The organism is Arthrobacter sp. R3-55 (assembly GCF_054161505.1).
On sequence record NZ_CP096423.1, the window covers coordinates 875,081 to 889,700 of the forward strand.

Annotated in this window: 13 protein-coding genes; 6 read left to right on the forward strand and 7 right to left on the reverse strand. The window is 63.4% G+C overall.

From position 1 onward, the window contains the following. Positions 1-118 precede the first annotated feature (118 nt). On the reverse strand, positions 119-796 hold the full coding sequence (locus M1D51_RS04225; protein WP_011775987.1) for a Crp/Fnr family transcriptional regulator: 678 nt from the start codon (positions 794-796) through the stop codon (positions 119-121). A gap of 245 nt (positions 797-1,041) precedes the next feature. On the opposite strand from M1D51_RS04225, the gene M1D51_RS04230 reads away from it, so the two are divergent. From M1D51_RS04230 to M1D51_RS04245, 4 genes are all read left to right on the forward strand, one after another. Beyond that, entirely contained in the window at positions 1,042-2,226 is a 1,185-nt protein-coding gene (locus tag M1D51_RS04230; RefSeq protein ID WP_458108656.1) for a MarP family serine protease, read from the forward strand. A gap of 94 nt (positions 2,227-2,320) precedes the next feature. Beyond that, positions 2,321-2,785 (forward strand): type II 3-dehydroquinate dehydratase, encoded by a 465-nt coding sequence (aroQ, locus tag M1D51_RS04235; RefSeq protein ID WP_458108657.1) that lies wholly within the window; start codon positions 2,321-2,323, stop codon positions 2,783-2,785. 265 nt (positions 2,786-3,050) lie between these two features. Then, the gene (locus M1D51_RS04240) at positions 3,051-3,449 is read left to right on the forward strand and encodes a helix-turn-helix domain-containing protein (RefSeq protein ID WP_458107041.1); all 399 of its coding nucleotides are present in this window, start codon (positions 3,051-3,053) and stop codon (positions 3,447-3,449) included. Next, the gene (locus tag M1D51_RS04245) at positions 3,446-4,300 is read left to right on the forward strand and encodes an IS3 family transposase (RefSeq protein WP_458108658.1); all 855 of its coding nucleotides are present in this window, start codon (positions 3,446-3,448) and stop codon (positions 4,298-4,300) included. The genes M1D51_RS04240 and M1D51_RS04245 overlap by 4 nt, the downstream gene beginning before the upstream one ends. 53 nt (positions 4,301-4,353) lie before the next feature. Here the strand turns inward: M1D51_RS04245 and M1D51_RS04250 are convergent, their stop codons facing one another. The 4 genes from M1D51_RS04250 to M1D51_RS04265 form a co-directional block, all read right to left on the reverse strand. Beyond that, positions 4,354-6,543, reverse strand: a complete 2,190-nt coding sequence (locus tag M1D51_RS04250; protein ID WP_458108659.1) for an alpha-galactosidase — start codon at positions 6,541-6,543, stop codon at positions 4,354-4,356. Between the two features lie 119 nt (positions 6,544-6,662). Next, on the reverse strand, positions 6,663-8,009 hold the full coding sequence (locus M1D51_RS04255; protein ID WP_458108660.1) for an ABC transporter substrate-binding protein: 1,347 nt from the start codon (positions 8,007-8,009) through the stop codon (positions 6,663-6,665). 67 nt (positions 8,010-8,076) lie between these two features. Next, on the reverse strand, positions 8,077-9,003 hold the full coding sequence (locus tag M1D51_RS04260; protein ID WP_458108661.1) for a carbohydrate ABC transporter permease: 927 nt from the start codon (positions 9,001-9,003) through the stop codon (positions 8,077-8,079). 9 nt (positions 9,004-9,012) lie between these two features. After that, a complete protein-coding gene (locus tag M1D51_RS04265; protein ID WP_458108662.1) occupies positions 9,013-9,972 on the reverse strand; it encodes a carbohydrate ABC transporter permease in 960 nt (319 codons plus the stop codon). Positions 9,973-10,184: 212 nt separating this feature from the next. On the opposite strand from M1D51_RS04265, the gene M1D51_RS04270 reads away from it, so the two are divergent. Further along, entirely contained in the window at positions 10,185-11,384 is a 1,200-nt protein-coding gene (locus M1D51_RS04270) for a Gfo/Idh/MocA family protein (protein WP_172323934.1), read from the forward strand. A gap of 14 nt (positions 11,385-11,398) precedes the next feature. Then, on the forward strand, positions 11,399-12,418 hold the full coding sequence (locus M1D51_RS04275; protein ID WP_172323933.1) for a LacI family DNA-binding transcriptional regulator: 1,020 nt from the start codon (positions 11,399-11,401) through the stop codon (positions 12,416-12,418). A gap of 32 nt (positions 12,419-12,450) precedes the next feature. Here the strand turns inward: M1D51_RS04275 and M1D51_RS04280 are convergent, their stop codons facing one another. After that, positions 12,451-13,821 carry an FtsX-like permease family protein gene (locus M1D51_RS04280; RefSeq protein ID WP_458108663.1) on the reverse strand — a complete coding sequence of 457 codons (1,371 nt, stop codon included), beginning with the start codon at positions 13,819-13,821 and terminating at the stop codon, positions 12,451-12,453. Next, positions 13,814-14,560, reverse strand: a complete 747-nt coding sequence (locus M1D51_RS04285) for an ABC transporter ATP-binding protein (RefSeq protein ID WP_458108664.1) — start codon at positions 14,558-14,560, stop codon at positions 13,814-13,816. The genes M1D51_RS04280 and M1D51_RS04285 overlap by 8 nt, the downstream gene beginning before the upstream one ends. Between the last annotated feature and the right edge of the window lie 60 nt (positions 14,561-14,620).

Consider the following 14,620-nt stretch of genomic DNA (forward strand, 5'->3'; position numbering starts at 1 on the left):
TCCCGCGGGTTTGAGCCGCACGCTCTTTCACGTCCCGCGGGCTCGAGCCGCACGCTCTCGCAGTGCCAATAGAAAAGCCGCCCCGGTGAGAACCGGGGCGGCTTTTCTGCTGTGATGCTTAGCGCGAACGCTGGCGCAGACGCTGCATGTCCAGGATCACTACGGCGCGGGCTTCCAGACGGAGCCAACCGCGCTGAACGAACTCGGCCAATGCCTTGTTGACGGTTTCGCGGGAAGCGCCAACCAGCTGGGCCAGTTCTTCCTGCGTGAGCTCGTGAGCCACCAGGACGCCGTCGGTGGCAGGACGGCCGAAGCGGTCGGCCAGGTCCAGCAGGGCCTTGGCAACGCGGCCCGGAACGTCGGAGAAGACGAGGTCGGACAGTGAGTCGTTGGTGCGGCGGAGACGGCGGGCCAGAGCCTGCAGAAGCTGCGCGGAAACCTCGGGGCGCGTGCGGAGCAATGCGTTGAGGCTCTCGTTCTTGAGGCCGGCCAGGCGGGTCTCTGAAACGGCGGTGGCCGTGGCGGTACGCGGGCTGGGGTCGAACAACGCCATTTCGCCGAAGAGTTCGCCCGGGCCAAGGATGGCCAGCAGGGACTCGCGGCCATCGGGGGAGGTGCGGCCGAGCTTTACCTTGCCGGAAACGATGAAGTAGAGCTGGTCACCCTGGTCGCCTTCGCGGAACACGGAGGCTCCGCGTGAAAGGTCCACCTCGGTGAGTTCGTCCGTCAGCAAGCGGAATGCGTCGTCGTCAAGGGTGGCGAAGAGGGGTGCGCGGCGCAATACCTCGATGTCCATGAAATCTCCTGAATATAAGTTTCGGTCGTGGCGCTCAGGCCATTGTTTCAGAATTTTCAAGCTTCTGTGACGTACTTGGCACGCGAAACGCTGAAACGACGCGGGTTTCAGCCATGGAACGCCCTAAATGGGGGCCTCGGAACAGGCTAAGAGCAGCATTCACGGGGCGCCGTGGTGATGCGACTAACGGTTGGTTGTCAGGGTCCACACCTAGAATTGGAGCTACCCGGCTATGAGGAGCATTGGTGTTTGGCTTGACGATATTGGATTTGGCATTGATCTTGATGCTGCTGTCCTACCTGATCTATGGCCTGCGCAACGGCTTTATGGTCACACTCGGTGGAATTGCCGGATTCGTGGTGGGTGCCGTTGCTGCGTTCATCGCGGTGCCGCTTGTGAGTGGCTGGGTGACGGACAGTGGTTGGAGGCTGACCGCTACGGTGGGTGCCGCCGTCGTGCTTATAGCTTTGGGCCACGGGCTGGGGACCATGATCGGGCGCAGAATCCGCCATGCCGTGCGGATCAAGCCGCTGCATGCCGCTGACCGGTTGATCGGTGGCGTGGTGAGTGTGGTGGTGGCTGCGCTGGTCATGTCCATGTTGGCGTTCAGCATCAGTTCGCTGGGCGTGCCTTTTGTTTCCCAGCAGCTGGCCGGTTCCCGTGTGATCCGCTACATCGACAACATCACTCCAACGCCGGTCAAGAGCACCATGGCACAGCTGCGGTCCACTGTGATCGGCGACGGCATCCCCAAACTCATCGAGGGCATCGGGCCCGTGACTCCGGTGCCCGTCCCCAACGCCTCCACGGACACCCCGGCCCTCAACCAGGCTGCCGAGTCAGTCCTCAAGATCGCGGGCACAGCCTTTGAATGCGGCCAGAACCAGACCGGATCCGGATTTGTCGTCTCGCCCGGGCGCGTCGTGACCAATGCGCACGTTGTGGCGGGCGTGTCGCAGCCGGTGGTGGAAGTGCCCGACGGCGGCGCGTTGCCGGGTCGGGTGGTGTACTTCGACCCCCAGCGTGACATCGCAGTCCTGGCCGTGGATGGACTGCAGTCCAGTCCGCTGCCGATGAGTGCCGACCTGCCCGAAGGCAGCCCCGCGGCCTTTGCCGGGTACCCGCACGGCGGTCCTTTCCAATCAAAGCCGGCCACCGTCCAAGGGATTTCGACCATCATTGTCCCGGACATCTACGGGAGCAATCCTTCTCCGGAGCTGGTCTATAAGCTGGCCGGTGACGTTCAGCCGGGCAACTCCGGCGGTCCGCTGCTCACCATGCAGGGCGAAGTGGCCGGGCTCATCTTCGCCAAAACAACCACCGATGCCGCCTTGGGCTTCGCCCTCACCATGGCGGACCTGGAGCCAGTAGCGGCGCAGGCTTCGGGGCTCAGCAACCCGGTGTCGCCCGGTCAATGCACCCGTAAGTAGGACTTCTCCCACATGGTGGGTGTTTTAGGGCTCTCACCTCTCACGGAGCGGGCACGGTTCCCCTGCCTTCCCGCGCCGCTATAGATTGGGAGCCATGACTGAAGCCACTCCCGCCACCGAAGCCGGTCGCGGCACCATCCTTGTGATCAATGGACCCAACCTCAACCTTTTGGGCACCCGCGAGCCGGAGAAATACGGCACGTCAACACTGGCCGACGTCGAGCAACTCGCTATCTCCGCGGCTGCAGCCCATGGCTTCACTGTGGACTGCGTGCAATCGAACCATGAAGGCGATCTTCTGGACGCCATCCACGCAGCGCGAGGCACCGCCGTCGGAATTGTGATCAACGCCGGCGCCTACACGCATACGTCCGTGGCACTTCGTGACGCCCTGGCGGCTGTGCAGCTGCCCGCCGTCGAGGTCCACATCACCAACGTCCACCAGCGCGAAGAGTTCCGGCACCACTCATACCTGTCTGGTGTTTGCACCGCGATTATCGTGGGCGCCGGTGTCCTTGGCTACAAGCTGGCCATCGATTACCTGGCAGACGTGGTCTAACCAGCCGGGACGTGGGAGAGGGTTCCCGGGAAGCCCTTGGGATGAACTGCTCCCCTGAAGTTGGACTGAGAATTTCAGTTCCGATTTGAGGGGAGCAGTTTTTATGTGTTCGCGTAGTTCTTTGTCTGTGGTGCAGCGGGTCTCGGCTGTAGCGTGTTTTGAAAGGGGTCTGGGGTATCGGGCGGCGGCCCGGTACTTGGATGCGCCGCCTGTGCCGGTCAGGGGACTGTATGGGTTATGGAGGATTCATGGGCGAGGAGTGTTGGTGACCAAGGCGCCGAAGTCATACTCTTTCGAGGTCAAGCTGGCGCTGGTGCAGCGGTTCCTGGCGGGCGAAACCGGGCCGGACTTGGCTGTTGAAGCGGGCCTGTCTTCACGTCAACTGCTGCAGAAATGGGTCAGGGCTTATCGATTGGCGGGTGAGGATGGGTTGCGGCCAAAACGCAACGGCACGCCAGCGAAGCCGAAGGTCGCACCTTCTCGGGAACCCGGGGCCGTGCCCTCGCGGAAGCCTGGTGCCGTGCCGTCCGTGAAGTCCGGGGCAGCTCCGCGGTCTGCGGAGGTTTCGGAGCTTGAGCAACTGCGTCGGGAGAACGAACTGTTGCGGGCTGAGGTGGCCTACTTGGGAAAATTGCGGGCCTTGAGGGCTCAGGAACGACGGTGAAGGTTCAAGCCCTCGTTGCTCTCAAGGCTGATTACCCGCTCCCGGTTCTGCTGCGGGTCGCGGGGCTGGCCCGCTCGACGTTCTTCTACCATCAGGCCCGGCTCCTGTCCCCGGACCCGAAGGAAGCTCTCAAGAGCGCCATCACAACGATCTTCACGACCAACCACGGCCGTTACGGACATCGCCGCATCCACACCGAGCTGGTGAAGCACGGCTGGACGGTGGCGAAGAAGACCGTGCTGAAACTGATGCGCGCCCTGGCCCTGCGCTGCAAGGTTCGGCAGCGGAAACGCTATAACTCCTACCAAGGCGAACAGGGCGTGATTGCACCGAACCTGCTGAACCGGGAATTCGACGCCGATGCTCCGAACCAGAAGTGGGTCACCGACGTCACCGAGTTCCGCGTCGGGGACCGGAAGCTCTACCTTTCACCCGTCATGGACCTTTTCGACCGGCAAATCATCTCCTATTCCATCGGTAACTCCCCGAACCTGGAACTGGCCAACACCTCGCTGCGTCAGGCCATCACCTGCCTGGAACCGGGTCAAAAACCGTTGGTGCACTCGGACCAAGGTTTCCAATACCAGCACGTGTTCTGGCGGCAACTGCTCAGCGAAGCCGGCGCCACCCAGTCAATGTCCCGCAAGGGCAACTGCTACGACAACGCGGTCATGGAGAACTTCTTCGGACATCTCAAGGAAGAACTCTTCCACCACGTCCGGTTTCTCAGCACCGACGCCCTGGCAACAGCACTGCACGAGTACATCCGCTGGTACAACAACGAAAGGATCTCCACCAAACTCGAAGGCCAGAGCCCGATCCAATACCGGGCCCAGACCCTCGCAGCCTAAAATCCCAATAGCCAGTCCAACAATCGGGGACCAGTTCAGGATGTGGGAGAGCGTCAGAGGGCCGTGAACCGCAGCAGGATGGCGTGCTCCGGGTTCAGGACCGGCATGGGCAGACCTACCTCGCCCAGGAAGCGCCCGCTGGCCTCCGCTCCCGAAGCCACCCACGGTGCCGGCCTGGCCTCAGTGAACGTGTGCCCGTAGTCGGCATCGCCGGGGGCAGGGAAGATAGCCTCCACCCGGTATGTACGTAACGGGTCCAGCCCCGGAATCGCCACCCGTCCGGGCAGTTCGGCAAAACCTGTACGCGTCTTCACCACAGCGAAAAGTGCCGCAGTGAAGCCGGCCGGGGTGCCGGCGTCGGACGTTTCAGTGTCCGCAACAACGCCGTGCACCATCAGTGACTCGTCCGGCACATCGGCCCGCACCATCCGGCCGCTGTGGATCAGGCCGCGGTGTTCCTTGTACAGGCCAATGAAGCGCTTGAGCTCCTCGCGTTCGGCGCCGGTGACGGAGCGGACATCCCACTCCATGCCGAAGTGTCCGAACAACGCCGTGATGGCGCGGAAGGAGAGGTCGTGGGTGCGGCCAGTGGTGTGCGATGTGGTGGGTCCAATGTGGCCGCCCACCAGCTCGGGCGGAAGCACCAACCCGGTCCATCGTTGAATGGTCTGCCGTTCCAAGGCGTCGTTGCAGTCCGAGGCCCAGATACGGTCGGTCCGTTCCAGGATCCCAAGGTCCACACGGGCGCCACCGGAGGAGCAGCTTTCAATCTCGACCCCGGGATGGGCTGTACGCAGTGCATCAAAGAGCCGGTAGGCCGCCAACGTTTGCTCGTGCACCGAAGCCCGGCCGGCATGCCCGTGTTCCAGGAGGTCGCGGTTCTGGTCCCACTTGAGGTAGCTGATGGTGTTCTCGCTCAGCAGCGCGTCGATGCGGTCGTAAATGTACTGCCATGCGTCCGGGTTCACCAGATCGATCACGTGCTGCTGCCGCCACCCCAGCGGGAGTCGCCCGCCGTCTTTGTGGGAAAGCGCGGACGGACCCACGAGCCATTCGGGATGCGCCCTGGCGATGTCCGAGTCCAGGTTGACCATTTCCGGCTCAACCCACAGCCCGAACTCCATACCGCGGCTGGTCACGGCATCAATCAAAGGCGTCAGCCCATCAGGCCAGAGGGTTTCGTCCACATACCAGTCGCCCAGGCCGGCGTGGTCGCCGCGGCGCCCGCGGAACCAGCCGTCGTCGAGCACAAAACGCTCAACCCCAAGGTCGGCAGCGGACTCCGCGAGCTCGATCAGGGTGTCCAGGTTGTGGTCGAAGTACACCGCTTCCCAGGTGTTGAGGACTACCGGGCGGGCTTTTCCGGAAGCTGCACCCACGTGGTGCGGTCGTGAGCGGAACCAGGAGTAGAACGCTTCCGAGATCCCATCCAAACCACGGTCCGAGTACGCCGCAAACAGTGCGGGCGTGGTGTAACTCCCGCCGGGCTGCAGGACTACTTCGGCCGGCCCCAGAAACTCGGAGCCACCCACCATGGTCCGGCCATCGGCGACGCTGTCCGCAAATTGCTCGTGGTTGCCGCTCCAGGCCAGGTGCGTGGCCCAGACCTTGCCGTGGCGGTTGCCGAATCCGGCGGTCCCCGCAGCCAGCAGCAACGAGGAATCGTGCCCGGTGCGTCCGTGGCGTCCGGTCCGTACCCAGGTTCCCTGCTGGATGGCCCGGCGCTGCGGGTGCCGTTCACGGCACCAGCGACCTGTCAGGTCCAAAAGTTCGACGGCGTCAGGCGCCACCGGGAGCATCGTCGCCAGCTCATCAATCTGGAAAGGCGAGGTGCCGTCGTTGGTAGCCGTGTGCCGCAGTTCGAGAAGCCCGCCCGGGTGCAAGGTGAGGTTGCTGGTCACGGTGATGCCGGCGTCGGGATCGGACTGAACCACGACGGCGGCAGCACCGTCCGCCGTCGCGCTCACCACGCGAAGGCGCAGGGAGAAATCGAAGCCGGGTACGCTGTCGGTAATGCGGTGGCCACGCAGTCCGGGCCGTCCTTGCCAACTCGAGGAAGCCTGCGGCAGGAGCCCTGCGGGGACGTTGGCGTCGATGGCGGAAGGCGGAATTGGCTCGTTGAGAATGGCCAGGTCAGGCAGGGTCTCGCCCAGGTCGGCTCCCCAGTGGGTTATCTCAGCCTCGCCACGGTGGGTGCTGATCACCAGGCTGGTACCTGCGGAACGGAGATGGAGCGGGTGCATGTATGAAGTCACTTTCAATCGGGTGGGCTGTGAACCGGTAGGGAGGTGTTGTGGGGCCCGCTCTGCGCGCTTCGCAATGAAAATAGCGCGCAAAGCGGGCCCCACAACGGGTGGGGGTGTTACTTCGCGAAGAGGGCGTTGACCTGTTCGTTGGCGGCCGTCAGCGAACTGGCCGGGGACTTGCCGGCGATCACAGCGTCCATTGCCGGCTTCATGATTCCTGAAACCTTGGAGGCGTTGTCCGTGATCGGGAGCATGAAGGTGGTCTTGTCCTTCACGTGCTGGGTGAAGGCGCTGACGTCCACGTTCTTGGCCTTGAAGGCTTCTGCGGCTTTATCGGAGGAGGTGCTGATGGCCGGGAACACCACGGCTTTGGAAGCCACGACATCCTGGCAGGCTGCCGAGCCCAGGTATTCGACCCACTTGATGGCGGCGTCCTTCTTTTTGGTGCCGGCCCATACGGAGTCGGCCAAGCCGTTGAACATGGAGGCACGCTTACCTTCGGGGCCCTGGGGTGTGGGGGCGATCCCGACGTCGATGCCCTTGTAGCCGGTGTACTGGCCGATCATCCAGGAGCCATTGCTGTTTATGGCGGCCTTCCCTGCACCGAAGTTATCGGCGGCATTGGCGCCAACGGTGGTTTCAAGCTTGGGCATGTAGCCCTTCGCGGCGAGCGAGGCCCACCAGTCGATGGTGTCCTGGAGCTTCTTGTCGTCGTAGTTGAAGCGGGTGCCCCAGGGGTTCTTGTCTGTGGTGGTCCAGCCAGTGGTGGCGGAAAGGTAGCTCCATTGGGTCTGGCCGGCGTTCTCGGCATCGGAGCCCGGCAGGCCCAACCCGTAGACGGCAACGTTGTTCTTGTCGAAGCCCGCTTCGTCGCCGCGTTTGCCGTTCTTGTCCACGGTGAGGCGGGCGATTGCTTTCTCGTACGTTCCACCGTCCTGCGGGTTCCAGGTCAGGGAACCCATCTGTTCCGGAGTGATGCCGGCGTCTGTGGCCATCTTCTGGTTGTAGAACAGGGCAATGGTGTCCCAGTCTTTGGGCAGCCCGTAGCGCTTGCCATCCTGGCCCACCCAGAGGTCCGCAAGGCCTTCGTTGTACTGGGACAGGTCTACCTTGTCCTGCGCGATCTGCTCGTCAAGGGCCACCAACTGCTTGGTCTTGAGGAAGTCCGGGTACTTGGACAGGTGGTCCGTAAAGACATCCGGTGCAGTGCCGGCGGCCATGCCGTTGGTGAGCTTGGACCAGTAGTCGTCCCAACCGGTCTGGGTGATCTTGACGGTGATGTCAGGGTTGGCCTTGGTGAAATCCGTGGCGCACTGCTGGTAGGCCGGGAGCTGGTTGGCGTCCCAGAGCCAGTAGCTGATCTCGCCCTTGGCAGCCTCTGCTCCGGAGGCTCCGCCCGAGCAGGCGGACAGTGAGAGGATAGCGGCTGCGGCGACGGCGCCTAATGCCTTCTTGTTCATCATGGTTGGTCCTTTCAGGACGGGGTGGGGTGCGTGCCGGTACATGCCGGTTTCTGCGGGAGGGAGGAGGTTATTTGGTGCCGTTGAAGCCGATGGAGTTGACGATTCGTTTGCCGAAGATGGCGAAGAGGATCAGCACGGGCGTGGCGGAGACGAGTGTTGCGGCCATGAGCCCGGACCAGTCCGGCGCGCCTTGCGGGGACTGGGATTTGAAGACTCCCAGACCCACGGTGAGTACCCGGGATTCCTCCGAAGTGCCCACCAGCAGGGGCCAAAAGTACTCGTTCCACTGACCCATGAAGGTCAGCAGCGCCAGGGTCGCGATCGGGGCAGCGGCGTTGGGCATGATGATCTGGAAGAAGATCCGCCAGTGCTTGGCGCCGTCCAGCATGGCGGCTTCTTCAACTTCCCTGGACATGTTCAGGAAGAACTGCCGCATGAAGAAGATCGCGAACGGGGTCATGAACAGGTAGGGCAGCACGAGCCCGAGCATGGAATTGAGCAAGCCCAGGTTCTTGATGAGCAGGAAGTTGGGCAGCGCGGTGAAGATCGGCGGGACGAGCATGGTGGCGAGGAACAGGGAGAAGACCGCGTCGCGGCCTTTCCACCTCAGCCGGGAGAAGGCATAGGCGGCCATTGAGCTGAAGAACACGGCGCAGGCTGTGGTGATGCCGGAGAAGAGCAGCGAGTTCCAAAGGTACTGCCAGAAGTTGATCGAAGCGCCCGAGCCGCCTTCGGCGATGGCTTCGGAGGCACTCTGGAGGCCGAAGACACGCTTGAACGCGCCTAGGTTGAAGTCTGCCGGCAGCAGGTTGGCGGAGTTCGCGGCGAGGGAGCCGTTGGAGGACAGCGCCGTACGCAAAACCCAATAGAAGGGCAGGATGCTCACGGCAACGGCCAGGGTGAGCAGGGTCAGGGCGATGGCGCGGCGCCAGTTGAAGGGCCGGCGGAGCGGCCCGCGGCGGCTGCCGTTCTTTGTGGATGCAAGGGTGGTCATGGCGTGTCCTTAGTCCAGGTCCGACTGGTTGCCGCGGAGGAATTTCATCTGGATGAAAGCGACGATTGCGAGGATGAGGAAGAGGATGACGGCCAGGGCGGATCCATAGCCGAAATCCTGCTCATTGAAGGCGCGCTGGTAGATGTAGAACTGCAGCACGCGGGTTGCGTTGACCGGGCCGCCGGCCGTGGTGACGGCGACGGTGTCAAAGACCTGGAAGGAACCGATGACGGTCACTACCAGGACCAATACCAGGACCGGTCGCAGCAACGGCAAAGTGATCCGCCAAAAAGTGCTCGCTGCCTTGGAACCGTCGATACTGGCGGCCTCGTAGACGCTGTTCGGGATGGCTTGGAGGCCGGCGAAGATCAGGAGCGCCGTGTAACCCATGTGCCGCCAGGTGTTGATCAGCGCCTGGGTGGGGATGGCCCATTGCTCACTGCCGAAGAAGGCCACCCGTGGCAGTCCGGTCCATTCGATGATCTGGTTGATGATGCCGATCTGGTAGTCAAGCATCCAAAACCAGAGCAGGGCCGCGATGACGTTTGCCATCAGATACGGCATCAGGAGCGCGCCGCGGATGAGGGTCGACTTGGCGACGCGGTGCATCAGGATGGCAAGGCCCAGGGCCAACGCCGTTTGAAGGACGATGTTGATGATCACGTATTCCGTGGTGACGCCCAGGGCGTTCCAAAACAGCGGGTCCTTGGCTATGCGTTCGTAGTTCCGCGTGCCGATCCATTCGGGGTCGCCGAGGATGCTGTACTCGGTGAAGCTGAGGTAGATGCCCCGGATGGTCGGGACGAGGTAGAAGAGGATCAGTCCGACCATTGCCGGAGCGATGAAGAAGAGTGCGACCTTCAGGTCCCCGATGCCGCGGAACCCGTCGGATGGTTTTCCCCGCTTCCGTGATTTCCGCGGCGCCCCGGCGGCGAGCCCGGGATCTGGTTGTTTGGTTATCGTGGTCATCGTCGACCCTTTCCTGACTGTGATATGCGTAACAACTGGACCAGAATCTACACGAGTAGATCAGAGCATAGCAAGAGCAGCCGCAAAGTTTTGGTGAAAAATGTTCACATATGTTGTTTCTGTTGACTCGAGTAGATCGCGGTGCAAGACTCGACGGGAAATCAGTGAGTACACAGCGGAGGCTGCTTCGACGGCCCCAGGAAAGGTAAACAATGACGTTTTCGATCGGTGTTGTGGGTGCCGGACAGTTCGGCAGCCAATTCGCCCACTTGTTCAAGATCCACCCGGGTGTCAGCGCGGTCTACGCAATCGACGAACTCCCTGAGCGGGCAGCTGCAGCGCAGGAGCGTTGGGGGCTGGATGGAGTGATGGGCAGCTTCGAGGAACTGTTGGAGTCCGACGTCGATGCTGTCGCCATCTTCACGCAGCGGTGGACTCACGGCCCCTTGGTCGAGCGCGCCCTCAGGGCCGGAAAGCACGTCTACTCAGCCGTGCCCATGGCCATTTCCGAAGAGGAAATTGAACGGATCATCGAGGCCGTGCGCGAGACGAAACTGGTCTACGCCATGGGGGAGACCAGCTATTACAACCCCGCCACCGTCTTCGCCCGGCAGCAACACGCTGCCGGTAAGTTCGGCCGCATCTTCTACACCGAGGGCGATTACGTCCATGACATGGACCTTGGGTTCTATGAGGCGTATCAGTACAGCGGCGGAGAACGATGGAAGGAAACCGCCAGCTACCCTCCCATGCTCTACCCCACCCACGCCATCGGCGGAGTCCTGGGCGCCGTCCCCGGCCACGCGGTCAGCGTCAGCTGCATCGGTGTGAAGGACCAGCGCGGTGACGGCGTCTTCGACAAGGACGTGAGCATGTTCGCCAACGACTTCTCCAACGCCACGGCACTGTTTGAAATGAACGACGGCGGTGCGATGCGCACCAATGAGATGCGCCGGGTCGGGTACCCCTCACACATCCGCGAATCCCGCTTCCGTTTCTTCGGCACCGACGCCAGCTTCGAGCAACTTGCCACCACTACCGTGTGGCAGGACAAAACCACGGTTGAAGACGTCTCCGATCAGGTGGAAACCAAGCCCACCATGTCCCTGGACGATCCCTCACTGGCAGATGTTGCGCCCGAATTGCGGGATGCCTTCATTTCCGGACTGGCCCCGGTGCATGATCAGTCCAGGCTCCCGCAGGAGTTCCTGGGAGCACCCAACGGCCATGAGGGAAGCCACCAGTTCCTGGTAGATGACTTTGTGACGGCCGTGAACAACCGCAGCCTTCCTCCCGTCAACGCCTGGGTGGCTGCCCGGTTTACGTTGCCGGGCATCGTCGCCCACGAGTCCGCGCTGCGTGGCGGGGAGCGTCTTCCCATCCGCGACTTCGGTGATGCTCCCGTGGAGTAGCTAGCATTTACCTCATGACAACTTCGGCGGTACAAACCTCGCGCGGCCCGGTTACACGCAAAGACGTGGCCCGGTACGCCGGGGTGAGTACCGCCGTCGTGAGTTATGTAGTGAACGGTGGACCCAAGAATGTGGCCCCGGCGACGGAAGCCAAAGTGCGCGATGCCATCCGTGTCCTCGGATACCGACCCAACGCAGCTGCCCGGGCGTTGAAGCTGGGGTCAAGTGAGACGATCGGCGTGGTGGTTCCGGACAACACCAACCCGTTTTTCACGCATCTGGCCCACGCCGTGGAAGACGCCGCAGCGGAACTTGGCTTCGGCATGGTGCTCACCAACTCGGACGGCAGCCTGACGCGCGAGCGCAAGAATATCCGCACCCTGGCCGCCCGTCAGGTGGACGGTGTGTTCCTGGCCAGTTGCGTGTTCGATCCCGATGTCTCGGAACTGGAAGCCTCGGAAATCCCCGCAGTGCTCCTGAACAATGCAGGCTCGCCGCCGGAATTCAACAGCGTGGGTGTTGATCTCCAGGCTGGAGCGCGGGCTGCCGTGGAACACCTGATCGGCCATGGGCACACGAACATCGGCTTGGCGATCGGCACCAATACCGGCAACCAGATGGATGGCCGCGAGGTTGGCTGGCTGGCCACCTTGCGGGACGCCGGGTTGCCGGACGGGCCCATGCTGCACGGTCCCTTCAGCCGACCGGGCGGATATGAAGTTGGCAAGCGCTTCCTCTCCATGGCCAACCGCCCCACCGCGATCTTCGCCAGCAATGACATGCAAGCAATCGGCATCCTCCGGGCCCTTCATGAGGCCGGCGTGCGGGTGCCCGAGGACCTGGCGTTGGTCTCCTTCGACGGCTCCCTGGACTCCGAATACAGCTGGCCTGCGCTCACTACTGTTGCCCAGCCCGTTGAAGCGATGGCCCAAGCGGCCGTGCAGGCACTGGTCGGCAAGAGCCGCGGCGAAGAGCTGCAGCATCACATCCTGCCCACCGAGCTGATCATCCGGCAGTCCTGCGGCTGCAAATAGCCCGCGGGAGGTTACGACGGCGGATGGCCGAGTCAGGAGTCCATGCTCGCGTAGCGCTCCGGCCGGGCCAGCACCTGGCCGATCTGGGCCGTACCCGCCGCGACGGCCAGCCGGACCAAAAGGAAACCGGCCGCGAACACTCCACCGATGGTCAGGAACACCACGGGCCGGGTCAGCAGCACCATGCCCGTCAGCGGCAGGACCAGCGCGGACGCGGCAGCCGCGGAAATGCCGGCCACCAGGAACAGCGGCGACATCACGGCCTTGACCCGCGAGGCCACCATCAGCTTGCGCGGCATGCCCACACGGTCCAAGGCAACCAGCATGGATGCCCGGTCAAGCACCGCGGCTGCCTGGTTCACACCCGCTGAACAAGCCACCATCAGGAACGAACCCAACAGGGTAATCATCACCCCGGTGTTGATGTCGCGGACCAACAGGGCCGTCTCATCCCCGGCGCTTCCACCCATGGTGTCCGCCACGGCCATGCCGACACCCACAAAAACGCCCACAAAGCTGGTCATCGCGACGCCCCCAACTTGCCGCCACGATTCCTTGGGGCTCTCCAGCACCGTCCGCGCGGCCAGCAGCTGCTCGGGACGCTTGGCCCGCTTGAGCTGCGAGGACGCCCGCAGGCGCAGGATCCAAGGACCCATCAGGTTCAACGCCAACAACGCCAGGCCAAAGCACCCTCCCATCACTGCGACGATCACAACGAACGCGCCAAAGCTGCTGAGCATGCCCATCGCCACCACTCCCACAACCACCACCAGAGCCGCGATGAGACCGCGAACCCAATGGACGCCGTCGGCCGTCTGCCTGGTCCGGACACCCAACGGCGTAACCACCACCTTGCGAAGTCCCAAGGCAGCACTCGCCGCAGCCAGCACGCAGATGGCCAGGATGCAGCCCAGGATGGAGGGTACGGACAGCCAGGCGTGGCCGGCAATGGCCTGGCCTCGGAACTGGATCAGCCCCAGGAACGGTGCCGCACAGGCGTACAGACCCGCACCCGCCAGCGCACCCACCGCAGCGAGCACCGTGGATTCGATCACGGTCATCCAGACCACGGTTGCGCTGTCGGCGCCCAACAAACGCAAGGATGCCAAGCGGTCATCACGACGACGCGCGGCGAGTCTGGCGGCCGAGGCGCCCAGCGTCAGGAGCGGGATGATGAGCAAGACCATGGCGACGACGGCGAGCGCTTGGTAAGTGCCTGCGATGTCGTCCGACCAGGACCAGAAGACCTGCGAGCCGCCGGCCACGGTCAGGAGCAGTGCGGTGACGGTGCCGAACGCGAGGACCGGCAGCCCGGCGTCGCGCAAACCAGTCTCGCGGAGGCTGCTGCCGTTGCTTCGTGCCAGGTAAGGGGTGAGCCGAAGGGCCATGGCGAGACTAGACATTGAAGGCACCTTTGAAGCTGGTGGCCGGGGTCCCCGGGACGGCTGGGGAAACCGGTCCGGCGCTGTCCGCCACGATCCTGCCGTCGCGCAGCTCCACCACGCGCTGGCATCGGGCTGCCACGTTGGGATCGTGGGTGACCACCAGCAACGTCCGCCCATTGGCTGCCACGGAGCGCAGCAGAACGTCCAAGACTTCCGTTGACGTGGCTGAGTCCAGGGCGCCGGTGGGCTCGTCCGCGAAAACAACCCGCGCGCCCGTGACCTGGGCCCGGGCGATGGCCACGCGTTGGACCTGCCCACCGGACAGCTCGCCCAAGCGGCGTTGCTCCATGCCGGCAAGGCCCAACGCGCCGAGCCACTCCGCGGCCCTTGATTCGGACGTTGCACGGTCGGTGCCGTTGAGCATCAGTGCCATGGCAACGTTCTCCACGGCAGTCAGTTCCGGCAGGAGCATGCCTTGCTGGAACACGAAGCCGAATTCTTCCCTGCGCAGGCGGGACAACGCGGCGTCGCCCAAAGTATCCAGGCGCAAGGGGGCCGATTGCGTACTCAAGGTGATCGAACCGGCGTCGGGCCTCAAAATCCCGGCGAGGCAATGCAGCAGGGTGGTCTTCCCCGAACCGGACGGTCCGATGATCGCAATGGACTCGCCCGCATTCGCGGTGAAGTCGACGTGGTCCAGGGCAATGCTGCCGGGGTAATGCTTGGTGAGTTGCTGGGCGTGGAGGATGGCGTTCATACATCCAGCATCCCCGCCGGCCCCGTCCTGCCGCGTCAGTCCCGCGGCTGAACTCTGCGG